This is a genomic window from Ruminococcus sp. 5_1_39BFAA (assembly GCF_964240875.1).
GTDB lineage: Bacteria > Bacillota > Clostridia > Lachnospirales > Lachnospiraceae > Blautia_A.
In genome coordinates this window covers 55,069-79,039 of record NZ_CAXSVO010000004.1, presented here as the reverse complement: position 1 = coordinate 79,039, position 23,971 = coordinate 55,069, and the positions used below count along the sequence as shown (strand labels likewise).

Annotated in this window: 23 protein-coding genes; 18 read left to right on the top strand and 5 right to left on the bottom strand. The window is 48.2% G+C overall.

The window, feature by feature from the left end; genetic code table 11:
- From ACESZH_RS07315 to ACESZH_RS07305, 3 genes are read left to right on the top strand one after another with little or no spacing between them, the layout of a single operon-like run.
- Nucleotides 1-1,326, top strand: coding sequence for an L-aspartate oxidase (locus tag ACESZH_RS07315; RefSeq protein WP_373213858.1), 1,326 nt, complete (start codon nucleotides 1-3; stop codon nucleotides 1,324-1,326).
- Nucleotides 1,323-2,180, top strand: a complete 858-nt coding sequence (gene nadC, locus ACESZH_RS07310) for a carboxylating nicotinate-nucleotide diphosphorylase (RefSeq protein WP_373213857.1) — start codon at nucleotides 1,323-1,325, stop codon at nucleotides 2,178-2,180. Before ACESZH_RS07315 ends, nadC begins: the two co-directional genes overlap by 4 nt.
- A gap of 34 nt (nucleotides 2,181-2,214) precedes the next feature.
- On the top strand, nucleotides 2,215-2,739 hold the full coding sequence (locus ACESZH_RS07305) for a transcription repressor NadR (RefSeq protein ID WP_373213855.1): 525 nt from the start codon (nucleotides 2,215-2,217) through the stop codon (nucleotides 2,737-2,739).
- Nucleotides 2,740-2,794: 55 nt separating this feature from the next.
- Here the strand turns inward: ACESZH_RS07305 and ACESZH_RS07300 are convergent, their stop codons facing one another.
- Nucleotides 2,795-3,430, bottom strand: coding sequence for a transcriptional regulator (locus tag ACESZH_RS07300; protein WP_373213853.1), 636 nt, complete (start codon nucleotides 3,428-3,430; stop codon nucleotides 2,795-2,797).
- Between the two features lie 187 nt (nucleotides 3,431-3,617).
- On the opposite strand from ACESZH_RS07300, the gene hydA reads away from it, so the two are divergent.
- The gene (gene hydA / locus ACESZH_RS07295; RefSeq protein WP_373213852.1) at nucleotides 3,618-4,994 is read left to right on the top strand and encodes a dihydropyrimidinase; all 1,377 of its coding nucleotides are present in this window, start codon (nucleotides 3,618-3,620) and stop codon (nucleotides 4,992-4,994) included.
- 101 nt (nucleotides 4,995-5,095) lie between these two features.
- Here the strand turns inward: hydA and ACESZH_RS07290 are convergent, their stop codons facing one another.
- Entirely contained in the window at nucleotides 5,096-6,316 is a 1,221-nt protein-coding gene (locus tag ACESZH_RS07290; RefSeq protein WP_373213850.1) for a dicarboxylate/amino acid:cation symporter, read from the bottom strand.
- A gap of 32 nt (nucleotides 6,317-6,348) precedes the next feature.
- Nucleotides 6,349-7,641: a serine dehydratase subunit alpha family protein gene (locus ACESZH_RS07285; RefSeq protein WP_373213848.1), complete on the bottom strand. Its 1,293-nt coding sequence runs from the start codon at nucleotides 7,639-7,641 to the stop codon at nucleotides 6,349-6,351.
- A gap of 265 nt (nucleotides 7,642-7,906) precedes the next feature.
- On the opposite strand from ACESZH_RS07285, the gene ACESZH_RS07280 reads away from it, so the two are divergent.
- Both ACESZH_RS07280 and ACESZH_RS07275 read left to right on the top strand, forming a co-directional pair.
- Nucleotides 7,907-8,923, top strand: a complete 1,017-nt coding sequence (locus ACESZH_RS07280) for an XdhC family protein (RefSeq protein WP_373213845.1) — start codon at nucleotides 7,907-7,909, stop codon at nucleotides 8,921-8,923.
- Between the two features lie 122 nt (nucleotides 8,924-9,045).
- Nucleotides 9,046-9,534, top strand: a complete 489-nt coding sequence (locus ACESZH_RS07275; RefSeq protein WP_373213843.1) for an SH3 domain-containing protein — start codon at nucleotides 9,046-9,048, stop codon at nucleotides 9,532-9,534.
- 82 nt (nucleotides 9,535-9,616) lie between these two features.
- Here the strand turns inward: ACESZH_RS07275 and ACESZH_RS07270 are convergent, their stop codons facing one another.
- Nucleotides 9,617-10,096 carry an S-ribosylhomocysteine lyase gene (locus tag ACESZH_RS07270; RefSeq protein ID WP_373213840.1) on the bottom strand — a complete coding sequence of 160 codons (480 nt, stop codon included), beginning with the start codon at nucleotides 10,094-10,096 and terminating at the stop codon, nucleotides 9,617-9,619.
- A 191-nt stretch (nucleotides 10,097-10,287) separates the two neighbouring features.
- Between ACESZH_RS07270 and trpS the strand changes: the two genes are divergently transcribed.
- The 5 genes from trpS (at nucleotide 10,288) to ACESZH_RS07245 (ending at nucleotide 14,935) form a co-directional block, all read left to right on the top strand.
- Entirely contained in the window at nucleotides 10,288-11,292 is a 1,005-nt protein-coding gene (trpS, locus tag ACESZH_RS07265; protein ID WP_373213838.1) for a tryptophan--tRNA ligase, read from the top strand.
- A 20-nt stretch (nucleotides 11,293-11,312) separates the two neighbouring features.
- The gene (locus tag ACESZH_RS07260) at nucleotides 11,313-12,119 is read left to right on the top strand and encodes a peptidylprolyl isomerase (RefSeq protein ID WP_373213837.1); all 807 of its coding nucleotides are present in this window, start codon (nucleotides 11,313-11,315) and stop codon (nucleotides 12,117-12,119) included.
- Nucleotides 12,120-12,161: 42 nt separating this feature from the next.
- Nucleotides 12,162-13,370, top strand: coding sequence for a bifunctional phosphopantothenoylcysteine decarboxylase/phosphopantothenate--cysteine ligase CoaBC (gene coaBC, locus ACESZH_RS07255; RefSeq protein ID WP_373213835.1), 1,209 nt, complete (start codon nucleotides 12,162-12,164; stop codon nucleotides 13,368-13,370).
- Nucleotides 13,371-13,475: 105 nt separating this feature from the next.
- Nucleotides 13,476-14,117: an ECF transporter S component gene (locus tag ACESZH_RS07250; RefSeq protein WP_373213832.1), complete on the top strand. Its 642-nt coding sequence runs from the start codon at nucleotides 13,476-13,478 to the stop codon at nucleotides 14,115-14,117.
- A gap of 53 nt (nucleotides 14,118-14,170) precedes the next feature.
- The gene (locus ACESZH_RS07245; protein WP_373213829.1) at nucleotides 14,171-14,935 is read left to right on the top strand and encodes a type III pantothenate kinase; all 765 of its coding nucleotides are present in this window, start codon (nucleotides 14,171-14,173) and stop codon (nucleotides 14,933-14,935) included.
- Here the strand turns inward: ACESZH_RS07245 and ACESZH_RS07240 are convergent.
- A complete protein-coding gene (locus ACESZH_RS07240) occupies nucleotides 14,913-15,869 on the bottom strand; it encodes an RluA family pseudouridine synthase (protein ID WP_373213826.1) in 957 nt (318 codons plus the stop codon). The genes ACESZH_RS07245 and ACESZH_RS07240 overlap by 23 nt on opposite strands.
- Nucleotides 15,870-16,014: 145 nt before the next feature.
- On the opposite strand from ACESZH_RS07240, the gene ACESZH_RS07235 reads away from it, so the two are divergent.
- The 7 genes from ACESZH_RS07235 (at nucleotide 16,015) to cobK (ending at nucleotide 23,970) form a co-directional block, all read left to right on the top strand.
- Nucleotides 16,015-17,358 carry an MATE family efflux transporter gene (locus ACESZH_RS07235; RefSeq protein ID WP_373213825.1) on the top strand — a complete coding sequence of 448 codons (1,344 nt, stop codon included), beginning with the start codon at nucleotides 16,015-16,017 and terminating at the stop codon, nucleotides 17,356-17,358.
- A 250-nt stretch (nucleotides 17,359-17,608) separates the two neighbouring features.
- Entirely contained in the window at nucleotides 17,609-18,763 is a 1,155-nt protein-coding gene (gene cbiD / locus ACESZH_RS07230; RefSeq protein ID WP_373213823.1) for a cobalt-precorrin-5B (C(1))-methyltransferase CbiD, read from the top strand.
- Nucleotides 18,764-18,780: 17 nt separating this feature from the next.
- On the top strand, nucleotides 18,781-19,473 hold the full coding sequence (cobI, locus tag ACESZH_RS07225; RefSeq protein ID WP_373213821.1) for a precorrin-2 C(20)-methyltransferase: 693 nt from the start codon (nucleotides 18,781-18,783) through the stop codon (nucleotides 19,471-19,473).
- A gap of 3 nt (nucleotides 19,474-19,476) precedes the next feature.
- On the top strand, nucleotides 19,477-20,235 hold the full coding sequence (gene cobM / locus ACESZH_RS07220) for a precorrin-4 C(11)-methyltransferase (RefSeq protein WP_373213818.1): 759 nt from the start codon (nucleotides 19,477-19,479) through the stop codon (nucleotides 20,233-20,235).
- A gap of 4 nt (nucleotides 20,236-20,239) precedes the next feature.
- Nucleotides 20,240-21,274 (top strand): cobalt-precorrin 5A hydrolase, encoded by a 1,035-nt coding sequence (locus ACESZH_RS07215; RefSeq protein ID WP_373213816.1) that lies wholly within the window; start codon nucleotides 20,240-20,242, stop codon nucleotides 21,272-21,274.
- Nucleotides 21,267-22,007 carry a precorrin-3B C(17)-methyltransferase gene (gene cobJ / locus ACESZH_RS07210; protein ID WP_373213814.1) on the top strand — a complete coding sequence of 247 codons (741 nt, stop codon included), beginning with the start codon at nucleotides 21,267-21,269 and terminating at the stop codon, nucleotides 22,005-22,007. The genes ACESZH_RS07215 and cobJ overlap by 8 nt, the downstream gene beginning before the upstream one ends.
- Complete coding sequence (cobK, locus tag ACESZH_RS07205) at nucleotides 22,000-23,970, top strand: precorrin-6A reductase (RefSeq protein WP_373213812.1); 1,971 nt, start codon at nucleotides 22,000-22,002, stop codon at nucleotides 23,968-23,970. Before cobJ ends, cobK begins: the two co-directional genes overlap by 8 nt.
- Nucleotide 23,971 lies beyond the last annotated feature (1 nt).

The window sequence follows — 23,971 nt, the reverse complement described above, 5'->3', positions numbered from 1 at the left end:
ATGAAAAAGATAAAGACGGATATTATGATCGTGGGAACCGGAGTGGCAGGGCTTTTTGCTGCGCTCCATCTGCCGGAAGACAAACAGATTCTCATGATAACAAAAGGAATGCTTACAGAAAGCGATTCCTATCTGGCACAAGGCGGAATCTGTGTCCAGCACGATGAGGAGGATTATGAGGCTTTTATGGAGGACACCATGAAAGCAGGGCATTATGAGAACCGCAGGGAATCCGTAGACATTATGATACGCTCTTCCAGAGCGGTCATAGAAGAGCTGATGGCCTGGGGCGTGGATTTTGCCAGACAGGACGGAGAGCTTTTGTATACCAGAGAAGGCGCTCATTCAAGGGCAAGGATCCTTTACCACGAGGATATTACAGGGGAAGAGATCACCGGCAAGCTTCTGGAACAGGTACAAAAGCTTCCCAATGTAACCCTTATGGAGCAGGAGACAATGGTTGAGATTTTGGAAAAAGAAAACCATTGTTATGGAATTATTATGCGGGATCCGCAGGAAAATCTGACTGCTGTTGAAGCCGCCTATACCATCTGGGCCTGCGGCGGAATCGGCGGACTTTATGAGCATTCCACAAATTTTCCACACCTTACCGGGGATGCCCTTGCCCTTGCTCTGAAGCACGGCGTAGAGCTGGAGCATCCGGAGTATGTGCAGATTCACCCCACAACTCTTTATTCCAAGGTTCCGGGACGGAGATTTTTGATTTCTGAGTCAGTGAGAGGAGAGGGTGCATATCTTTACAATAAAAATATGGAGCGTTTTGCAAGCGAGGTGCTGCCCAGAGACATCCTTTCACAGAAAATCCATGAACAGATGAAAAAAGACGGGATGCCTCACGTATGGCTTGACATGCGTCCGCTTGGCGAGGAAAAAATACGGACTCATTTTCCGCATATCTACCAGCATTGCCTGGAAGAAGGCTTTGATGTGACGAAGGAGTGTATTCCGGTAGTTCCTGCCCAGCATTATTTTATGGGCGGCGTAAAGGTTGACAAAAACAGCCGGACCACTATGGAACATCTCTACGCAGCAGGCGAGACAAGCTGCAACGGCGTTCACGGCGCAAACAGGCTGGCGAGCAATTCCCTGCTGGAAAGTCTGGTGTTTGCCAAGAGAGCTGCATTAGACATTTGCAAAAAATGGGAAAATGAGGTAGACTGGAAGAAAGCTTCGGATATAGCCGGGGTAATCATAGAAAAGCTGGATGAAAAAACATGCAGGCTGTTGGAAAATGAAAAAGAACTGAGAGAATGCTATGCACAGAAGGTGCGTGACGAAATCGAAAGGGCGGAACAAAAAAGATGAATGAGATTACCATGGGGTTAAATGTAGACCATCTGATCATGCAGGCACTGCAGGAGGATATTACAAGCGAGGATATTACCACAAATGCCGTCATGCGGGAAGCAAAGCAGGGTGAAGTGGATCTGATCTGCAAGGAGGACGGCGTGATTGCAGGACTTCCGGTTTTTGAGCGGGTCTTTCTGCTGCTGGATCCGGAAACAAGTGTGGAATTTTTTGTAAAGGATGGCGACAATGTGAAAAAGGGACAGCTTATGGGAAAGGTTTACGGAGATATCCGCGTCCTTCTGTCAGGAGAGCGTGTTGCCCTTAATTATCTGCAGCGAATGAGCGGCATCGCTACCTATACGAGACAGATCGCCTCTCTTTTGGAAGGAAGCAAAACAAAGCTTCTGGATACCAGAAAGACAACACCGAACATGCGTATTTTCGAGAAATATGCTGTCCGCGTAGGCGGCGGCTGCAACCACAGATATAATCTTTCCGATGGAATCCTGCTGAAAGACAACCATATCGGTGCGGCAGGAAGCGTACAGAAAGCCGTGGAAATGGCGAAGGAGTATGCTCCTTTTGTAAGGAAGATTGAAATTGAGGTAGAAAACCTTGAAATGGTGAAGGAAGCAGTGGAGGCTGGGGCAGATATCATTATGCTGGACAATATGTCTCCGGAAATGATGAAGGAGGCAATCGCCCTGATCGATGGCAGAGCGGAAACGGAATGCTCAGGAAATGTTACACGGGAAAATGTGGACAGACTTGTATCCGTAGGTGTTGATTATATCAGCAGCGGCGCGCTGACACATTCCTCACCGATTCTTGACATTTCCATGAAAAACCTTCATCCCATAGAAGCATAAGAAGGTTTAGTGATAGAAAGGATGCAACTGTTTCATGAGCGGAGAGGAACGGCGACAGGAAATTATCAACTATATCAGCAGCAGTAAAACACCGGCATCGGGGACAGCACTGGCGCAGCTTTATCATGTGAGCCGCCAGGTGATCGTGCAGGACATTGCTCTTTTGCGGGCAGAGGGCTATGAAATCCTCTCTACAAACAGGGGATATTTCCTCAATATGCCGAGAACTGTCAATAGAGTGTTTTATGTTTGCCACGAAGACAGCCGGATTCAGGAGGAACTGAACCTGATCGTGGACTGCGGCGGCAAAGTGCTGGATGTGTTTATCAGGCATGAAGTATATGGGGAGTTACGGGCAGATCTGTCCGTGGATTCCCGCAAAAAGGCAGATGCCTTTCTGAAAAACCTGCAGGGAGGTACCTGCAGTCCTTTGAAGAACATTACGTCCGGTTATCATTACCATACGGTATCTGCGGAATCGGAAGAGGTTTTGGACAGCATTGAGGAAGAATTGAAGGAAAAAGGATTTCTGATCAAAGAGGAAAAAGAGGTTCGATAAAATTCAGGGAGCAGTCTTAAGAACTGCTCCCCGCTTTTGGTTTTAAAAGAAAGTACTATTTGTTTACATCAATATAACTGTAAAGCGTGTATTTGGAAATACCAAAATAATTTGCCACCTTATCACCGGATTTTGTAATGAGGAAGGCTCCGGAATCATTTAAGAACTGGATGGCTGTAACCTTATCTTCTTTGTTCATGAGAGCCACAGGCTTTCCAACCAGAGCTACAGACTCTTCGATCAGACGGTTCAAAAGATCATTTACATTGTGAGTGATCTGTTTCGGTTTTTCTTCTTTATTCTGGGGTGTGACAAGGTTGTGAAGCGCGCTTTCGATCATGGTCAGCTTGGTAATATCATAATTGATCCCAAATACATAATGGAGGCTTCCGTCATCATCCCGAATGTAAGAGGTACTGCATTTCAGAATCTTGCCGTCCGAGGTTTTCATCAGATAACCGGGGTGATCTGCAGGTTCCCCGGATTTTTTGTTTTTTTGGCGGATAACATCAAAAACTGCATCGGAGGGGCCGTCACCTATGTTTCGGCCTGTGACATGTCCGTTTACAATATATACGATAGAATGCTCAGGGTCATTGGTCTTCAGATCATGAATGACAACTTCACAGTCCGGACCAAATTCAGAAGCAAGGTCCTGGGCGATTTGTTTTAGAACAGTAAGTCTTCCCATGTTATTTTCCTCCTTTTCTTCAATATAATTAGACCTATTCTGTTAATATCATATCACGGCTGGACAAAAATAGAAAGATGTTTTTACAAAAAAATTGTTCTACTCTTAAAAAAATTGTGAAAAATGCACAGAAATTATTGAAGGGACAAAAGAGATATGATAAAATATGCAAAAAGGAAGGAGGGATATGATGAAGTATCTTTTAAAAAACGGAACCGTTGTATCAGGAACAAAATCCGAAAAGCTTGATGTTTTGACTGAGGGAGAAAAAATTCTTCAGGTGGGAGCAGACCTTGAGGCTCCTGATGCACAGATCATAGATGTATCGGGTAAATTGCTTTTTCCAGGATTCATTGACGGCCATACCCATTTTGACCTGGAAGTGGCAGGAACAGTGACTGCGGATGATTTCGAAACCGGAACAAGAGCTGCCATTGCCGGAGGAACCACACTGGTGATCGATTTTGCATCCCAGGATAAGGGCGGTCATACCCTGAAGGAAGGGCTGGAGAAATGGCACCAAAAGGCAGACGGAAAATGCTCCTGTGATTACTCCTTCCATATGTCTATCGTGGAATGGAATGAGGAAACAGAGCGGGAAATCCAGGATATGATAGAGGCCGGGATTACCAGCTTCAAGCTTTATATGACATATCCGGCTATGATCGTAAACGACGGGGATCTGTACAGAATTATTAAAAAGCTGAATGAATCCGGCTGCTTTGCCGGTGTACACTGTGAGAATGCAGGTGTGATCGACGCATTGATCGCAGAAGCTAAAGCACAGGGACGTCTGGAACCGGAAAATCATCCACTTGTACGTCCGGATACCATGGAAGCAGAGGCTGTCCATAGGCTTCTGGTAATTGCAGAGGAAGCTGGTGCGCCGGTGATGGTGGTGCATCTTACCAACCAAAAGGCTTATGAGGAGATCATGAGTGCCAGGGCAAAAGGACAGACGGTTTATGCGGAGACCTGCCCGCAGTACCTTCTTCTGGAGGACAGTGTGTATTCCCGCCCTGATTTTGAGGGCGCAAAATTCGTCTGCGCGCCTCCTATCCGAAAAAAAGAGGATCAGGAATGTCTTTGGAAGGCTCTTGCAGCGGGTGATATCCAGACAGTGGCAACGGACCAGTGCAGCTTTACCTGGGAGCAGAAAGCACTTGGAAAAGATGACTTTACAAAGATTCCGGGCGGCCTGCCGGGAGTACAGACGAGAGGAACGCTTCTCTATACCTACGGTGTCAGAGAGGGAAAGATCACCCAGGAGCAGATGTGCAGCCTGCTGAGTGAAAATCCTGCGAAGCTCTATGGCGTTTACCCCAGAAAAGGCGTGATCGCAGAGGGAAGCGACGCGGATATTGTAGTATTTGATCCGGAAAAGGAGAGCGTGATCTCTGCAAAGACCCATCTATACAATACGGATAACAATCCCTTTGAGGGATTCGCACTTCACGGAGGAATCGATAAGGTATTTCTTCGGGGAAACCTGGCTGTTGAGGATGGAAATGTAGTGAAAGAGAAGCTTGGTACTTATATTTACAGAGGAAAAAAACAGATTTGATAAAAAGTGTGCACTTCCTTGGCGCACAGAGTAAACGGAGAGCTTTCCCGGAGACAAAAGGGGCGCTGCAGATTTCTGCAGCGCCTAATTTGCATTTGTTTTTATAAATCAATGCTGATATGCTGTTCTTTGATGTTATGCTTCTTTGCATATCCTGTAAGGATCAGAGTCAGGGCACCGTCGCCGGTTACGTTGCAGGCAGTTCCGAAGCTGTCCTGGAGAGCAAAGATGGTAAGCATCAGAGCGGTTCCTGCATCATCAAACTTCAGGACACCTGTGATGATGCCGAGGGAAGCCATAACGGTACCTCCGGGAACACCAGGTGCGCCGATGGCGAAAACGCCAAGGAGTACGCAGTACAGGATCATGGTTCCAAGGGACGGAACTGCGCCGTACAGGATCTTGGAGATTGTCATACAGAAGAATACCTCTGTAAGTACGGAGCCGCAGAGATGGATATTTGCAAAAAGCGGGATTCCGAAATCAACCATATCCTTGCGGAGCGGTTTACACTTGCCTGCACACTGAAGGGCAACTGCCAGGGTAGCTGCGGAGGACATGGTTCCCACTGCTGTCAGGTATGCCGGTCCGTAATGCTTTACGACCTCCATAGGATTCTCTTTGGAATAAGCTCCGGCAAGGCCGTAAAGGAGCGCCATCCAAATAAAGTGTCCGATCAGTACGATGATGATAACCTGTAAAAATACAGGAAGCTGTTTGGTGATAGAGCCTTCGTAAGCAAGGGCACAGAAGGTAAAGCCGATAAATACAGGCAGGATCGGGATGATGATCTTGGAAACCAGAGAAAGCACGATCTTCTGGAATTCATCCAGTACGCCTGTAATAAGCTTTGCCCTGTTCCAGGTAGCAGCAAGACCGATCATAACAGAGAATACAAGTGCGCTCATAACCGGCATGATCTGAGGAATGGCAAGCTCAAATACGATATCCGGCAGGGTCTTCAGACCTTCCACATTAGTTGCGATGGAAAGGTGCGGGATCAGCGCGTAGCCGGCTGCCATGGAAAACAGAGCTGCACCCAGAGAGGATGCGTAGGCGATAGCGATGGCAACGCCAAGCATTCTGGAAGCGCTGCTGCCAAGTTTTGTAATGGATGGCGCAATAAATCCGATGATAATCAGCGGTACGCAGAAGGTGATCACCTGTCCAAGAATATATTTTAAGGTAACGACCAGATTCAGGATCGCAGTGGTAATGCCGGATTCATCTGTGGCATTTAAAATAAGCCCCACCACAATACCAAGTACCACGCCTACCAGCAGTTTAAACGGCAGGCTGGAAAAAAAGCTGTTTTTCTTCATGTTACAAATCCCCCTTCATAAATTATATAAGATCAGCATTCCTGGTTTACATTTACACGGTCGATCATGACATTCAAAATCTCTGTGTCCGTCGCTCTCATGCCTACACGACCGATGTAGCCCATACTCTTGATGGTTTCCTCAACATCTCCCTTGATAAGTCCTTCGCCGGGAAGAAAGCTTTTGTTCTGGATGCTTAGCTGGAATGCGATAAGAGCAGCATCCACAGAAGATGCGATTTTTGCGGCGCAGGACGGCTTTGCGCCATCACATACAATACCGCCCACGTTTCCAAGGGTATTGATAATGGTAAGGGAAACCTGTTCGTAGCTTCCGCCGTACATATAGGTAATACCGGCTCCGGCTCCGCAGGCCGCGCTTACGGCACCGCAATATGCGGAAAGGCTTCCGATGTAATACTTCTGGTGAATTGCCACCAGATTGCTCACAACAAGCGCGCGGAACATTTTTTCGCGGGAAACCTCCCATTCCTGTGCGTAGACTACCACAGGCATACAGACGGTGATTCCCTGGTTGCCGCTGCCCGAATTGATCACAACGGGCATGGAACAGCCGCCCATACGTGCATCGCTTCCGGCTGCAGCTCTGGCACAGGCGCGGGTGGTAGCGCTTTTTCCCCACACGTGCATCAGTGTCTTGCCGATCTGGGCACCGTAATTGTTGTCCAGACCCTCCTGGGAAATGGCGGAATTCAGGCGTACCTGACGGTCAATGATCTCCTCAATATCCTCCATCCTTACCTGATCAGCAAAATCAAGGATATCCTTTACCGTCAAAGTGGCTTTATCCACTCCCGCATCATCGTCCTCTGCCTCCACCGGCTTGTTCAGTAGAACCTCACCGTTTTTCACGATCTTTGTAATATTGGTGTGGTGATTGACGATGGTTACCTGGGCAAAGCTGTCCCCCTTTACCACTTTTGCTGTGATATAAAGATTGGCTACGCCGTCTACAAGAGTACAGGAACAGATGCGCTGCTTAACCAGTTCCTTTGTCCGCTGAATGTGCTCCGGTGTGATCTCTTCCAGCACCTCAAGAGCGCGGTCCGCATTTCCGCCTACAGCACCAAGAACTGCTGCCACATCGATCCCTTTCATGCCGCCGGAATTGGGAACCGTGACGCCCTTTACGTTTTTGATGATGTTTCCGCTGCAGCTCATCTCAATGGAGTCAGGAAAAGCTCCAAGTATCTGGGTGGCCTTTGCGGAAGCATAGGCAATGGCAATCGGTTCCGTACAGCCCAGAGCAGGAACCAATTCGTGTTTTAAGATGTTTAGATAGTTTGCATATAATGCAGAATCCATCTTTTTATCCTCCCTCTTTTCTTTTTATCTGAGGCTGGGCCAGCCGGCAGATAATATAAAGCCATTATAATATAGCTGAGGTAAAAGCTCAATCAATATTTCTTGCTGCACATCAAAAATCATAATTATTTTTAGGGATTTACAAAAAAGTTATTATCTGTTAATCTGTAGGCAGTTAAATACCCCGCAGCATTCGCCAAATATCCGTGCAAGCACGGCTGCCTGGCTCATTGCTTCGCGGGAATAAAAAGGGAGGAGGACCGGAATGTACAGGGGAATTTACGAGGCATTGGAATTACAGGGAAAGGTAAAGTCAGCGGTTTTGCTGGATGGCACACATATGGGCAGCAGGTGCATGGTGAAGAATGGAAAATGTGTGGACCTGACCGGGAATGATACAGACTGGAAGCCCTTTGAAAAAGATATTCTGGAAGCAGAAGAAACAGGCACTTTCAGGGTAGGAGAGACAACGGTTTTCGTGGAGCTGTATCTGAAAAATCCTCACCTTGTGATATTAGGCGGAGGCCATGTGTCCAGACCATGCGCTCATTTGGGGAAAATGCTCGGCTTTCATGTTACCGTAATGGATGACAGAGAAGACTTTGTGACAAAAGAGAAATTTCCGGATGCTGACGAACTGATCACAGGAAGCTTCGAGGATCTGGATAAATTTATACCGCGGTATGAAAACGCTTATTATGTGATCGTAACAAGAGGCCATGCAGGTGATACCATGTGTGTGCGCCAGATTTTTGAAAGGCCGTATTCTTATCTGGGAATGATCGGAAGTAAAAATAAGGTGAGAGTGACAAGAGAAAAGCTTCTTGAAGAGGGATTCGGACAAAAGCTGCTGGATACCCTTCACGCGCCCATCGGACTGCCCATCGGAGGAAAGCTGCCGGAGGAGGTTGCAGTGAGCATTATGGCACAGATCATTCAGGTGAAAAACAGCCATGCCGGGGTATACTGTGATCAGAAGGTGGAGGATGCTGTACTGAGCGGTCGTGAGGGCGTGATGATGACTATTGTAAAACAGTCAGGCTCCTCACCAAGAGGTATAGGAAGTAAGATGTTTGTGGAAGCACCGGACAGAACGGCGGGCAGTATAGGCGGAGGCAGCGTGGAATTCCTTGCAATGCAGCACTGTGCAAATGTCTCCGTTACAGAGACGGCTGTTTATGAGCTTTCCCAGGAGAGCGCGGCGAGTATAGGGATGATCTGCGGCGGCAGAGTGGAAGTGCTCTTTGAGAAAACAGGAAATAGACTCTTGCATAATCTGTAATAATCATGTATATTTATTGTAACTATTTAAAGGAAAAACATGGGATTGCTTTAAATGGGCCAAAATGAATTATGTGAGAATGACATCAGAGCGGAAATGCTTTGAAAAGGAGGAATATTATTATGAAGAAAAAAGCAGGATTACTGATACTTTTGCTGGGAGCAGCTCTCTGTATCCCTGGCTGTGGCTTTGACGAGGGCGCAGGCGCTACTGTCACAGTAATTGAGGCAACTCCTACACCGATTCCTACCCCCACACCGGAGGTTACCCCTACACCGGAAGTAACACCTACACCGGAACCTGTGATCGTACAGACTGCCAGCGGTGTCAATGTGGAGAAAAAGGATGGCGTGTATGTGGCAAATACAGATATCAATCTGCGTGCAGACTGTAATGCAGAGGCTACCTTTATCGCAGGCGTTGCAGGCGGCACTCAGCTTACCAGCACAGGTGTATGCGAGAATGGATGGATTGAGGTCAACTACAACGGACAGACGGTTTACGCATCTGGCGATTATGTAAGTCCGGTTGCGGCAGATCCTGCAGCAGACCCAGCAGCGGCAGCTGATCCGGCAGCAGCAGATCCGGCGGCTGAGCAGCCCGCACAGTAAAATACGAAAAAAAGACCAGCCCGATCATCATGGAAAGGGCTGGTTTTTCATTGCTGGCTTCGCTCTACAGATCAGCTATTATTTAGTCCGGGTAGACAAGTCTGTCCGGGGTGATGTGATAGAGAACCTCATCCAGGTATTTTTTTGCAAGATATTTTGCCATACCCAGGTTCATGTCCAGGTAGTTTCCGCAGTCCTTCGGGGAAGCGCCGGGGACTTCGCCTTCATAGTCGCGGATGAATTCAAAGGTTTCCGTCATAAGGGAAACAATATCCTTTGATTCATAATCACCGATCAAAAGGAGATAGTTTCCTGTCCGGCAGCCCATCGGGCCCCAGTAGAGCATTTTGGGGCCAAATTCTTTGTGATTGCGCAGATAAGTAGCCGCAAGATGCTCGATGGTATGAAGTTCCGCAGTGTTCATCACAGGCTCCTCATTGGGAGAGGTCATGCGGATATCGAAGGTGGTGATCACGCTGTCCCCGGCTTTGTCCTTGCGGGAAACATAAATACCGGGCTGCAGCTTGATATGGTCTATGGTAAAGCTTGTTATTTTTTCCATGGGTTGATCCCTCGCTTTCGTTTTTAAAGGTATTTTAGCAGACAAACATCCCCGTGGCAAGCATGAGGGAGAAACCTGTTAAGTTTATGTGAATTTCCGTTTTTATTTTTGGAAGCATTTGACTTTATTGATATAGAATGCTAAACTGTAGCTTAGTTTATTGACAGGGAAATATTGTGGAGGACGAAATAATGATTGACGGAAAAAAAGTGTTATTCAGCGGTATGCAGGCTACCGGAAACCTGACTCTGGGAAATTATCTTGGCGCCCTGAAAAACTGGGTCAGCTTAAGTGATGAATATGAATGCTTTTACAGTGTGGTTGATATGCACTCCATTACGGTGAGACAGGATCCGGCAGTGCTGAGAAAACGCGCCAGAAACCTGCTTACCTTATATATTGCAGCAGGGATCGATCCTAAGAAAAACTGCATTTACTATCAGTCCCATGTATCGGGACATGCGGAACTGTCATGGATCTTAAGCTGCTTCACCTATATGGGAGAGCTGAACCGTATGACCCAGTTTAAGGATAAGGCAGCAAAACATGCGGATAATATTAATGCAGGACTGTTTACCTATCCGGTTCTGATGGCGGCAGATATCCTTTTGTATCAGGCGGATGTGGTTCCGGTGGGAATCGACCAGATGCAGCATCTGGAGCTGACCAGAAACATTGCGGAACGTTTCAACAACATTTACGGCGATGTATTTACGGTTCCGGAGGCATATATCGGAAAAGTGGGGGCAAAGATCATGAGTCTTCAGGATCCGTCCAAAAAGATGTCAAAATCCGATGAAAATCCCAACGGAAGTATTTATCTGATGGATGATCCGGATACCATTATGCGCAAATGCAAGCGCGCCGTGACTGATTCTGAGGGCTGTATCCAGTATCGTGATGAGCAGCCTGGCATTAAGAATCTCATTGACATTTACAGCGCTTGTACAGGAAAAACACCGGACGAAACAGTACAGGAATTCCAGGGAAAGGGATATGGAGAGTTCAAGCCGGCTGTGGGCGAGGCTGTCATCAGCGTGTTAAAGCCGCTGCAGGATGAGTTTGAGAGACTTTCCAAGGACAAAGCATATATTGACTCTATTATTAAAGAAAACGCAGAAAAGGCAAGCTATTACTCAACCAAAACACTGCGTAAGGTACAGAGAAAGATTGGTTTCCCTGACAGGATCCGTTAGGGAAAAGTTAGGAGGTAATCATGAGACGTAGATTTTTGACAGTACTTGGTGTAGCTGCATTATCCACAGGGCTTCTCCTTGGATGCGGCAGCAAGGAGACAGAGAAGCAGACAGCAGAGGAGACAACCGAAGGTACTGCCGACCAGGAAGTAGAGGATGATGAGGAGGTGGTATCCGGTTTTACAGACGGAGACACCGAGAGCGATGAGGAAGCGGGACCCAGCGCAGCATCTGAGGATGAGGCCGAAGGCGGGGATTCTGCAGCTTCCGAAGGTACAGGAGATGTGACAGAGGGAGAAACCCTGCTGCTCAATACGGACCAGCCTTTAAGCGGAACACATCATGCTGAGATCGAGGTTCAGGACTACGGAACCATTGCAATTGAACTGGATGCAGATACAGCGCCGATCACAGTGACCAACTTTGTCAAGCTGGCACAGGAGGACTTTTACGACGGACTGACCTTCCACCGTATCATGGACGGCTTTATGATACAGGGCGGCGATCCTCTTGGAAACGGACGGGGCGGATCGGATGAGACCATTAAGGGAGAGTTTAAAAACAATGGTGTGGAGAATGACATTTCCCATGTGAGAGGTGTGATCTCCATGGCAAGAAGCTCACAGCCGGACAGTGCAAGCTCCCAGTTCTTTATTGTCCAGACGGACAGCACCTTCCTTGACGGGGATTACGCTGCATTCGGAAAGGTGACAGAGGGAATGGAGATCGTGGATGCCATCTGCAAGGATGCAAAGCCCACCGACAATAACGGTACGATCACTGCAGAGGAGCAGCCTGTCATTACATCCGTTACCATAGTAGATTAAAGACGTTACAGATGAAACCGCAGGAGAAGGGAGAAACAAAGTATGTTAAAAGGAAAAACCATCCTTTTAGGAGTAACCGGGAGCATTGCTGCTTATAAAATTGCATATCTGGCAAGCGCATTGAAAAAGCTTCATGGAGATGTCCACGTTCTCATGACAGAGAACGCTACAAACTTTATCAATCCCATTACCTTTGAAACACTTACAGGAAACAAGTGCCTGGTGGATACCTTTGACCGCAATTTCCAGTTCCAGGTGGAGCATGTTTCCATTGCAAAACAGGCAGACGTGGTTATGATCGCTCCTGCCAGTGCCAATGTGATCGGGAAGCTGGCTCATGGTATTGCGGACGATATGCTGACCACCACGGTTATGGCATGTAAGTGCAAAAAGTTTATTTCCCCTGCCATGAACACCAATATGTTTGAAAATCCTGTTGTACAGGATAATCTGAAGATTCTGGAGCATTACGGATATGAAGTGATCTCTCCGGCAACGGGCTATCTGGCCTGCGGAGATACGGGAGCCGGAAAAATGCCGGAGCCGGAGACACTGTTATCTTATATTGTGAGGGAAGCAGCCTGTGAAAAGGATATGGCAGGGAAAAAGGTCCTTGTGACAGCAGGGCCTACTCAGGAGGCCATTGATCCTGTCCGCTATATCACAAACCATTCTTCCGGAAAAATGGGATATGCCATAGCAAAGGCCGCCATGCTGCGGGGAGCAGATGTCACGCTTGTAAGCGGGCGTACTGCCATCGAGCCGCCGCCCTTTGTAAAGGTAGTGCCTGTGGTGTCAGCCCGTGACATGTACGAGGCTGTGACAGCCGTAAGCCATGAGCAGGATATCATCATTAAGGCTGCTGCGGTGGCGGACTACCGGCCCAGTATGGTAAGTGACCAGAAGCTTAAGAAAAAGGACGATGAGATGTCAATCTCCCTGGAGCGTACCGATGACATTTTAAAATACCTGGGCGAACACAAAAGTCCCGGACAATTTTTGTGCGGTTTCTCCATGGAAACGCAGAATATGATAGAAAATTCCAGGGCAAAGCTGGCTAAGAAAAATCTGGATATGGTTGCCGCCAACAATCTTAAGGTAGAAGGCGCCGGATTCCAGGGAGACACCAATGTTTTGACCCTGATCACAAAGGATGAGGAAGTGTCACTCCCGCTGATGAGCAAGGAGGATGCAGCCGCAAAAATCCTGGATAAAATTCTTTCCCTTCAAATGAGGGGAGAGGAGCAGTAACTTATTGACCAAGGACCGCGGGCAAATACATAGAAGAGAAAAAACGCCCGCCAATCCAACACCGTATTGTATCCGCAGACGGAACGATAACAAGGAGGATAAAAAATGAATAAACAACTGAAAACGTCACAAATCACCATGCTGGGCCTGATGATCGCTGTTCTTCTTCTGATGGCCTACACACCTCTCGGTTACCTGAATATAGGGCCTCTTGCCATCAGTTTTAATGTGATTCCGGTTGCCATCAGTGCCATTACGTTAGGGCCTGTAGGCGGAGCGATCGCAGGCGCTGTATTCGGTATCACAAGTTTCTTACAGTGCATCGGCGTAGGCGGCACCAGTGCCATGGGCGCTATGCTGTTCAGCATTAATCCGGTTTTGGCATTTATCCAGAGATTTATCCCAAGATTATTGGATGGATTGCTTCTGGGCTACATTTTCCAGGGAATGCGTAAAAAATCCAAGAATATTTATTTATCCTGTGCAGTGACAGGATTCTTTTCTGCGTTTTTAAACACCCTGTTTTTTATGACACTGCTGGTGGTTCTGTTTGGAAACACAGAGTATATGCAGGGACTGATGGGCGGTAAAAATGTGATCGTGTTTATCTGTACCTTTGTAGGAGTCAACGCAGTATGCGAGATGTTTTCCGCTACCATCGTGAGCGGAGCTGTGGGCGCCGCTTTATATAAGGCGCGTCTCCTTCCGGGAGCAGAGAAAAAGAATACAGCAAAGGCAGGGGCCTGAAGCCTTTCTTAAATCATAGGAAAGGGTACATATGGCTCTGCAGGAGGAAACAAATGATCTTAGCAATTGATATTGGAAACACAAACATTGTAGTAGGCTGCATCGACAGGGAGAAAACCTATTTTATTGAGCGGCTGTCAACGGTCAGCACAAAAACAGAGCTGGAATATGCTGTTGACTTGAAAACAGTAGTGGACATTTACGGGATCAAGGAGACAGAGATTGAGGGCTGCATCATTTCTTCCGTAGTGCCTCAGATTACGAATGCAGTAAAGCTTGCAACCGAAAAGATCATGAAGAAAGAGGTTATGGTCCTTGGGCCAGGCGTAAAAACGGGACTGAATATCATGATGGATAATCCAGGACAGCTTGGCGCTGACCTGGTGGCAAATGCGGTTGCTGGAATCGCCGAATATCCGGTTCCCCTTGCTGTTATTGATATGGGAACTGCAAGCACGGTAAGTGTGGTAGACGAGAAAAAGCATTACATCGGAGGAATGATCTATCCGGGAATGGGAATTTCGCTAAATGCTCTTACGGCTAATGCCTCCCAGCTAAGCGGGATCAGCCTGGATGCACCGAAGCGCATTATCGGAAAGAACACTATTGAATGTATGAAAAGCGGTATGATCTACAGCAATGCCGCTGCGATTGACGGTATTATAGACAGGATCGAGGAGGAGATGGGGCAAAAGCTTACGGTCATTGCCACTGGCGGTCTTGCGAAAAAAATCGTTCCCCATTGTAAGCGGGAGATCATTCTGGATGAGGTTCTGCTGTTAAAGGGGCTTCTGGTCATTTACGAAAAGAACAAGTAAAAGCACGCACAAAATCTTCCGGCACCGGGGCAGTGAAAAGCATGTCTTTTTCTGTCACTGGGTGCCGGAATTCTATTTGGTAGGAATGAAGGGGCTGGCGGCCTATGATCCTATAGTCGGGATGATAGAGGTAATCCCCGGGAAGCGGATAGCCAAGATATTTCATATGCACCCGTATCTGGTGTGTACGTCCTGTTTCCAGGTGCAGCTCAAGCAGGGAATACGCCTGTGGGTCATCCGCTGCGGCGGAGCTGCCGCCACGTAACCCGCGGCAGCAGGCGTCCCGGGATGTGGCAAGCCTCTCGAAATGTGTCACAGCTCTTTCGCCATTTTCAAAATCAACCTGCCGCTCAATGGTAGAACCGTCTTTTCTGCCAATGGGAGCGGAGATGGTTCCGCTCTGGGGCGGGATTCCCTCCACGAGCGCCAGATAGGTTCGGCGGATCTCGTGGCGTTTCATTTGCTGGGAGAGAACGGCTGCGCTGTATGGGTTTTTTGCCAAAATGAGTGCACCTGTGGTATCACGGTCCAGGCGGTTGATACAGCGGTATACAAACGGCTCCCCCTTTTGGGCAAAATAGTATGCAGCGGCGTTTGCCAGAGTGTTTTCATAATTTCCAATAGACGGATGTATGGGGACATCCGCATCTTTATTCAAAACAAGAATATCTTCGTCCTCATAGAGGATCTTTAAATCCATTTTTACAGGAATGATCTTTTCCTCAGCTTCCGTTTCAGGAACAAGAATACGCAGAATATCCCCGCTTTTCAGGACAGAGTGGCCATAGCCCCGTTCTCCGTTTTGGAGGATGGAATGCTTATCTGCCTTCATGGAGGAGAGAATATGGCGGGAAAAGCCTTTTTTTCGTAGAAAAGCCAGTATCTCCATTCCTTCATGTTCTTCTGTTATCTGATAAGTAAGTGTTCTCTGCATCGTGTTATTCCCTTCTGGTAGCATATAGAACCAGTATAGCCGCGTTGGCTGGAATTGACAAGAACAGATTAAAGAATAAAAAAGGACTGGCAATCTGCGGCAAGAGGAGTATAATAGCATCGAAATCAACAGATAGAGGTGTATTATGGAACAACAGCATCTTTTTACCAACAAAATGTTAAAGGCTTTACTTGTTCCCGTTATTATGGAGCAGCTTTTAAATGCACTGATGGGAACAGTGGATACCATGATGGTCAGCAATGTAGGCTCTGCAGCTATTTCCGCTGTATCGCTGGTGGATTCCATCAACGTACTTGTGATTCAGGCGTTTTCCGCCTTAGCAGCAGGCGGCGCCATTATATGTTCGCAGTATATGGGACAGAAAAACTATGAACAGGCGAACAGATCTGCTAGGCAGATACTGTTTATCATCACCGCCATTTCTTTGGGCGTGACGGTGATCTGTATGGTGGGTCGGGGACCGTTGTTGCGGTTTATTTTCGGTGAGGTTGAGAAGGATGTCATGCAGGCATCCCGGACTTATTTCTTCTATACTGTGTTGTCTTATCCTTTTATTGCACTGTACGATGCAGGTGCCTCCATCTTCCGGGCACAGGAAAATACAAAAGGGCCAATGGTCATTTCTGTGATATCAAATGTTATGAACATCGGCGGAAACGCTATTTTGATCTGGGGCTTTGGCATGGGTGTGGCAGGAGCTGCCATTGCGACACTGCTGTCACGTATATTCTGCGCCATTGTGGTGCTGTGGCAGTTACATAAGGACAAACAGCCGATCGTGGTAAATCAGTATCTGAAAATACGTCCGGACGGCAGAATGATAAAACGGATACTGGGACTTGGAATCCCGTCAGGCGTGGAAAACAGCATGTTCCAGCTTGGGAAGCTTGCCATTCAGTCCAGCGTTTCCACACTGGGGACAGTAGCCATTGCAGCGCAGGCCATGACAAATATTCTGGAAAACTTAAGCGGCATCGCTGCTATCGGTGTTGGAATCGGTCTTATGACAGTCGTAGGTGAGTGCCTTGGAGCAGGCAGAAAGGACGAAGCTGTTTATTATATCAAAAAGCTTTCCGTCGTTTCCGAGGTGGTTCTTCTGACTGGATGCCTTATTGTGTTTGCGCTGACGAAGCCAGTCACCATCCTTGGGGGAATGGAGGCGGAAAGTGCCAGGATGTGCTTTGAGATGATCGCCTGGATCACTCTTGTGAAGCCGATCGTATGGATGTGGGCGTTCATCCCGGCTTACGGAATGCGTGCAGCCGGAGATGTGAAATTTTCCATGCTTACCTCCGGGATATCCATGTGGCTGTTCCGTTACTGTCTCTGCGTATTCCTCATCCGCAGGATGGGAATGGGTCCTATGGCAGTATGGATCGGTATGTTTACAGACTGGACAGTGAGAGGATTCATTTTCCTGATCCGTTTCCACAGCAGGAAGTGGCTGGATCACAAGGTGATTGGGTGAGAATGCTCTAATGCAGATTGACTTTTCACCAATAAAATTATATAATTGGTAGCGGAAAAAGAACAGAAAGAGCAAATTCAGGAAGCAGGTGGAATTCCTGCACAAGTCCGTTACTGTATAGCCAGATACTGATTGCTTTTTCGGGAACAGAATTGACTGCGGCAACTGGAAGATTCTGGTTTTATAAAGGGGAAGTTCTGTTGTCAGAGACAGAGCTTCTTTTTTGATATATGGAAAGAAAGGAAAGGTCATGGAACACAAAACCGGGCTGGAAGATTACTATGTGATCCGGGGACAGAAAAAAATGCGTTTCGGATACACCACAGGCTCCTGCGCAGCAGCTGCCTGCAAGGGTGCGGTGAATATGCTTTTGGGGGATGAGGAGCTTCCCTATGTGTCTTTGATGACGCCAAAAGGGATTGAACTGTGCCTGGAGCTTCATGACATCAAAAAAGAGGATAACAAGGTAACCTGTGCCGTGAAAAAGGACGCAGGGGATGATCCTGATACCACAAACGGCATTTTGGTGTACGCCACAGCGGAGCGGACAAAAGAACCGGGAGTGATGGTGGACGGCGGAATTGGTGTGGGACGTGTGACAAAGCCGGGGCTTTCCCAGAAGATCGGGGAGGCAGCCATCAATCCTGTGCCAAAGGCCATGATCCTGCGTGAGGCGAGAGAGGCGGCGGATTCCCACGACTATGAAGGAGGCTTGAAAATTACCATTTCCGTCCCACAGGGGGTGGAAATCGGAAAGAAAACCTTTAACCCAAGACTGGGCATCGTGGGAGGTATTTCCATCCTTGGAACCACGGGAATCGTGGAGCCGATGAGCGAAAAAGCGCTGGTGGAAAGCATCCATGTTGAGATGAAGCAGCATTTCACCCAGGGTGAGGAGTATCTGTTGGTAACCCCGGGAAATTATGGAGCGGATTATCTGCGGGAGCATATGGACCTGCCTTTTGAGAGAAATATCAAGTGCAGCAACTATGTGGGCGAAACCATTGATATGGCGATCGACATGGGCGTGAAGGGGATCCTTTTTGTTTCCCATATCGGTAAATTTGCAAAAGTTGCCGGAGGGATTATGAATACTCATTCCCACAGTGCAGACAGCCGTGTGGAGATACTGGCTTCAAATGCCATACGTGCAGGGGGCAGTCTGGAATGTGCAAAAGCTGTTTTGAACAGCGGCACCACTGATGAAGCCCTTGACATTATCCATGAGAATGGCATACTGGAGGACACCATGAAAGAAATCATGACGAGGATCCAGTTTTATCTGAATCACCGCTCCTATGAGCAGATCCTGCTGGGGGCCGTGGTTTTTAATAATACTTACGGTTACCTGGGGCAGACGGAGGATGCCGCAGAGCTGATAAAGAAAATCCAAGCACAAAAATAGAGATGGAGGAAGAAAAAATGAGCGGAAAATTATTTGGAATCGGTGTAGGACCGGGAGATCCGGAACTGATCACCCTGAAGGCGCTTCGCCTTACAAAAGAGGCGGATGTGATCGCGCTGCCGGGTAAGATCCCGCAGGAAACAGTAGCTTATAAAATTATGAAAGGCGCCTATCCGGAAATTGATGAAAAACGTCTGATCCCTGTTGTGTTTCCTATGACAAAGGATAAGGAGCAGTTGGAGCGCTATCACGCCCAGGGTGCTGAAGTAATCAAAAAAGAGCTTGATGCAGGAAACAATGTGGTTTTTCTCACTCTGGGAGATCCTACGGTTTATTCCACTTATATTTACGTACATAAACGGATCCAGGAGCTTGGCTATGAAACCGAGATCGTATGCGGAATCACATCCTTCTGCGCTGTTTCAGCCAGATTTAATGAAGGTCTTGTGGAGAAAGCAGAGCCCCTTCATGTGATCCCGGCTTCCTATCAGATTGAGGAGGCTTTAAAGCTTCCGGGAACTAAGGTCCTGATGAAAGCAGGAAAGAAAATGAAGACCGTAAAGGAGCAGATCAAGGCTCTGGGTGAGAACGGTATGATGATCGAAAACTGCGGAATGCCGGATGAAAAAATATACAGAACTGTTGACGAGATTCCCGATGATGCAGGCTATTATTCCCTGATCATTGTAAAGGATAAAGGAGAAGAGTAAAGGATGATTCATTTTGTAGGAGCTGGTTCGGGCGCACCGGACCTGATCACAGTGAGAGGAAAGAAATATCTTGAAGAAGCAGATGTGGTGATTTATGCAGGCTCTCTGGTAAATCCGCAGCTTTTGGAATACACAAAGGATATCTGCACCATTTATAATAGTGCCAAAATGACCCTGGAGGAAGTGCTGTCTGTTATGGAAAAAGCGGAAGCGCTTGGAAAAACAACAGTGCGTCTCCACACAGGCGATCCATGTATCTACGGGGCCATCCGCGAGCAGATGGATGTGCTGGACGAAAAAGGTATCCCATACGATTACTGCCCTGGTGTCAGTGCATTCTGCGGTGCTGCAAGCGCACTGAATCTGGAATATACCCTTCCGGATATTTCCCAGAGTGTGATCATTACCAGAATGGAAGGCAGGACACCTGTTCCGGCAAAGGAGAGTATTCAGTCCTTTGCTGCACATCAGGCTACTATGGTGGTATTTTTAAGTACAGGAATGCTGGAGGAATTAAGCCGCAGACTGATCGAGGGCGGCTACCGCGAGGATACTCCGGCAGCCATTGTATACAAGGCAACCTGGGATGACGAAAAGAAATTTGTCTGCACCGTGGGAACCCTGGCGCAGACGGCAAAAGAGAACAATATTACGAAGACAGCGCTGATGATCATCGGCGACTGCGTAAATACGGCCCACTATGAGCGTTCCAAGCTCTATGACCCGGGCTTTACAACAGAATTCCGTGAGGCAACAGAATAAAAGTATGAAAATATCCATGATTTGTTACAGCCTGACCGGATGGGAGACAGGGGAAAAGCTGAAAGAGGGACTTGAGAAGAATGGATATGAAGTGTCCCTTTCCGGAAAGAGCAAATATCTGCCGGATTCTATTCCGGTATCCTGCAAAAGCTGGGCAGAGGAACAGTTTGAGCAGGCGGATGGGATCATTTTTATCGGAGCCTGCGGCATTGCCGTGAGAAGCATTGCCCCTTTTGTGGCGTCAAAAAAGACGGACCCTGCCGTGCTGGTGGCAGATGAGTGCGGAAAATTTGTGATTTCCCTGCTGTCAGGTCATCTGGGAGGAGCCAATGACCTTGCGCTGGCGGCGGCTGAGATCCTGAAAGCAGTTCCCGTGGTGACAACAGCCACAGACCTGCACAGCCGGTTTGCAGTGGATGTGTTTGCGAAGAAAAACGGCTGCGCCATTTTCAACATGAAGGCGGCAAAGGAAGTCTCCGCCGCACTGCTTGCAGGAAAAAAGGTGGGATTTTACAGCGAGTTTCCCTGGGAAGGGGAGCTGCCGGAAGGACTGACAGATGCTCATGATGAGGTGCCGGAAATCGGGATCGCGGTAACGATCCATAAAGACTGCAACCCCTTTTCATCCACCGTCCATGTAGTCCCTTCTGTGGTAAGCCTTGGCATGGGCTGCCGGAGAGGAAAGGATGGAGAGGGCACCATGCGTGCCGCAGAACGGTGCCTGGAAAGCGCCGCGGTTTACAGGGAAGCACTGAAGGGCTTGTACAGCATTGACCTGAAAAAAGACGAGGAAGGGCTTTTGGCCCTTTCCGAAAAATGGAAGCTTCCGTTCCAGACCTTTTCGGAAGAGGAGCTTCTGGCGCTGCAGGGAGACTTTACCCCTTCTGCCTTTGTGAAAAAAACAGTGGGTGTTGATAACGTCTGTGAGAGAAGCGCAGTTCTCGGGGCTTGCGGGGGAAATCTGATAGAGAAGAAACAGGCGGCAGACGGCGTGACGGCCGCTCTTGCCATAGAAGATTGGAGGATACGTTTTGAGTAAAGAAAAAAAGATTTATGTGGTAGGAATCGGACCAGGCGCCTATGAGGAGATGACAGGTGCTGCTGTCCGTGCGCTGGAAGAAAGCGATATCATTGTGGGATATACGGTTTATGTGGATCTTGTAAAGGATCATTTTCCTGGAAAAGGCTTTCTCACCACGCCTATGCGTAAAGAAGTGGATCGCTGCGTCCTTGCCTTTGACGAGGCGGAAAAAGGACAGACCGTTTCCATGATCTGCAGCGGTGATGCAGGTGTATATGGAATGGCAGGTCTGATGTATGAAATCGGGGAGAGATACCCGGAGGTTGAGCTTGAGGTGGTGCCGGGTGTGACCGCCGCTCTTGGAGGAGCCTCTGTTCTGGGTGCTCCGCTGATCCATGATTTCTGTCTGATCAGCTTAAGTGACCTTCTCACTCCATGGGAAAAGATTGAAAAACGCCTTTTGGGCGCTTCCCAGGCGGATTTTGTGATCTGCCTTTACAATCCGTCCAGTCACAAACGCCATGACTATCTCCAGAAGGCATGTGATCTGATGATGCAGTATAAGTCACCGGATACCGTGTGCGGAACGGTTGCAAATATTGCCCGTGAGGGTGAGACAGCCCAGGTTATGACACTGAAAGAGCTTCGCGATACAAAGGTAGACATGTTTACCACCGTATTTGTGGGAAATTCCCAGACAAAAAATATCAACGGAAAAATGGTAACACCGAGAGGATACAGAGATGTATGATGTGGTCGTATTTGCAGGCACAACGGAGGGTTATGAGATCTGCCGCTTTCTGGCAGAAAAAAAGATTCCTGTCTATGCCTGTGTTGCTACCGAATACGGCAGCAAATCGCTGACAGAAGGAGAGTATCTGAAGGTCAGCTCTAAAAGACTGACCCAGGAAGAGATGGAACAGCTTTTTGGGGAGATGTCGCCCCGCCTTATCCTGGATGCCACGCACCCCTATGCAGCGGAGGTGACTGCCAATATCCGGTGCGCCTGTGAAAATGCAGGGGTATCCTATCAGAGAGTGCTCCGGGAGGAAGGAAATCACGCAGACAGCGCTGTCTATGTGGCAGACACGGAAGCAGCCATCGAGTATCTGAAGGGCACAAAAGGCAATATCCTTCTCACTACCGGAAGCAAGGAGCTGCAGAAATATACGGCGCTCCCTGATTTCGGAGAACGGCTGTACGCAAGGGTGCTCTCTCTGCCGTCTGTGATGGAAGCCTGCAAAAGCTATGGATTTGAGGGAAAGCATCTTATCGGGATGCAGGGGCCCTTTTCCATGGAGCTGAATGCCGCTATGCTGCGGCAGTATGAGTGCCGCTATCTTGTGACAAAGGATACCGGAAAAGCAGGCGGCTTTCAGGAAAAAATCGATGCCGCCCTTTTGTGCGGTGCGGTGCCTGTGATCATAGGCCGTCCCCTGAAGGAGGAGGGCATGTCAGTTCCGGAATGCAAAAAAATGCTTGCCGGGCAATTTGGATTTGAATTGAAATCCCATGTGACCCTTTTGGGAATCGGAATGGGCGACCGCTCCACCCTGACACTTGCCGGAGAAAAGGCAGTGCGGGAAGCAGACCTGATCATCGGGGCAAAGCGGATGGCAGATGCGGTGCGGGAGCCTCATCAGCCTGTTTTATATGAATATAACAGTGAAAAAATCGGAGAATACATCAAAAATCACCCGGAATATGAGAAGATTGTGATAGCTCTTTCGGGTGATGTGGGCTTTTACAGCGGAGCGAAAAAGCTTCTGGATTGGTTGGGAGAGGACGTGGAGGTCATCTGCGGTATTTCCTCCGTGGTTTATTTTATGTCCAGGATCGGATTGTCCTGGGATGATGCAAGGCTTGTGAGCGCCCACGGCAGAAGCTGTAATCTGGTTTCTGAGATCCGCTGCAGCCAAAAGGTTTTTGCCATTCTCGGTACAAAGGACGGGGTGGCAAAGCTTGCACGTAAGCTTGTGTATTACGGAATGGGCGGCGTGCGTCTCTATGTGGGAGAAAACCTGTCCTATGAAAATGAAACGATCTTTGTGAAAAAAGCAGAGGAACTGACAGAGTATGAGGGAGATGCACTGAGCGTTGTCTGTGCGTACAACGAAAAGGCAGTACCCTGCAATGCCACACACGGAATTCCGGACAATGCCTTTATCCGGGGCAAAGCGCCTATGACAAAAGAAGAGGTGCGTGCTGTGTCGCTGGCAAAGCTCCGTCTTTCGGCGGATTCCATCTGCTATGATGTTGGTGCGGGAACAGGCTCCGTCTCTGTGGAAATGGCTTTGAGGGCTTCTCAGGGAATGGTCTACGCCATAGAGAAAAAAGAGGAGGCCGCCGGACTTCTGGAGGAGAATAAGCGGAAGTTTGCAGCGGACAATCTGGTGATCATAAAAGGAGAAGCACCTGGCGCCATGGAGGAGCTGCCGTCTCCTACACATGCCTTTATCGGAGGCTCCTCAGGCAATCTGAGAGAGATCGTGTCTCTTTTGCTGGACAAAAATCCCGGGGTGCGGATCGTGATCAACTGCATTACTCTGGAAACCGTTACAGAGGCGCTGCAGGTCATGCAGGAGTTTGCCTTTGAAGAAACAGAAATCGTACAGCTTGGGGCTGCGCGCTCCAAAAATGTGGGAAGATATCACATGATGATGGGCGAAAACCCTATTTATATTATCACCTGTTCAGGTGGGAAAGGAAGGTAAG

Bases quoted from the DNA above. Each gene is read 5' to 3' on its own strand.
- ACESZH_RS07315 (WP_373213858.1), top strand. From the start codon at position 1: ATGAAAAAGATAAAGACGGATATTATGATCGTGGGAACCGGAGTGGCA.
- nadC (WP_373213857.1), top strand. From the start codon at position 1,323: ATGAATGAGATTACCATGGGGTTAAATGTAGACCATCTGATCATGCAG.
- ACESZH_RS07305 (WP_373213855.1), top strand. From the start codon at position 2,215: ATGAGCGGAGAGGAACGGCGACAGGAAATTATCAACTATATCAGCAGC.
- ACESZH_RS07300 (WP_373213853.1), bottom strand. From the start codon at position 3,430: ATGGGAAGACTTACTGTTCTAAAACAAATCGCCCAGGACCTTGCTTCT.
- hydA (WP_373213852.1), top strand. From the start codon at position 3,618: ATGATGAAGTATCTTTTAAAAAACGGAACCGTTGTATCAGGAACAAAA.
- ACESZH_RS07290 (WP_373213850.1), bottom strand. From the start codon at position 6,316: ATGAAGAAAAACAGCTTTTTTTCCAGCCTGCCGTTTAAACTGCTGGTA.
- ACESZH_RS07285 (WP_373213848.1), bottom strand. From the start codon at position 7,641: ATGGATTCTGCATTATATGCAAACTATCTAAACATCTTAAAACACGAA.
- ACESZH_RS07280 (WP_373213845.1), top strand. From the start codon at position 7,907: ATGTACAGGGGAATTTACGAGGCATTGGAATTACAGGGAAAGGTAAAG.
- ACESZH_RS07275 (WP_373213843.1), top strand. From the start codon at position 9,046: ATGAAGAAAAAAGCAGGATTACTGATACTTTTGCTGGGAGCAGCTCTC.
- ACESZH_RS07270 (WP_373213840.1), bottom strand. From the start codon at position 10,096: ATGGAAAAAATAACAAGCTTTACCATAGACCATATCAAGCTGCAGCCC.
- trpS (WP_373213838.1), top strand. From the start codon at position 10,288: ATGATTGACGGAAAAAAAGTGTTATTCAGCGGTATGCAGGCTACCGGA.
- ACESZH_RS07260 (WP_373213837.1), top strand. From the start codon at position 11,313: ATGAGACGTAGATTTTTGACAGTACTTGGTGTAGCTGCATTATCCACA.
- coaBC (WP_373213835.1), top strand. From the start codon at position 12,162: ATGTTAAAAGGAAAAACCATCCTTTTAGGAGTAACCGGGAGCATTGCT.
- ACESZH_RS07250 (WP_373213832.1), top strand. From the start codon at position 13,476: ATGAATAAACAACTGAAAACGTCACAAATCACCATGCTGGGCCTGATG.
- ACESZH_RS07245 (WP_373213829.1), top strand. From the start codon at position 14,171: ATGATCTTAGCAATTGATATTGGAAACACAAACATTGTAGTAGGCTGC.
- ACESZH_RS07240 (WP_373213826.1), bottom strand. From the start codon at position 15,869: ATGCAGAGAACACTTACTTATCAGATAACAGAAGAACATGAAGGAATG.
- ACESZH_RS07235 (WP_373213825.1), top strand. From the start codon at position 16,015: ATGGAACAACAGCATCTTTTTACCAACAAAATGTTAAAGGCTTTACTT.
- cbiD (WP_373213823.1), top strand. From the start codon at position 17,609: ATGGAACACAAAACCGGGCTGGAAGATTACTATGTGATCCGGGGACAG.
- cobI (WP_373213821.1), top strand. From the start codon at position 18,781: ATGAGCGGAAAATTATTTGGAATCGGTGTAGGACCGGGAGATCCGGAA.
- cobM (WP_373213818.1), top strand. From the start codon at position 19,477: ATGATTCATTTTGTAGGAGCTGGTTCGGGCGCACCGGACCTGATCACA.
- ACESZH_RS07215 (WP_373213816.1), top strand. From the start codon at position 20,240: ATGAAAATATCCATGATTTGTTACAGCCTGACCGGATGGGAGACAGGG.
- cobK (WP_373213812.1), top strand. From the start codon at position 22,000: ATGTATGATGTGGTCGTATTTGCAGGCACAACGGAGGGTTATGAGATC.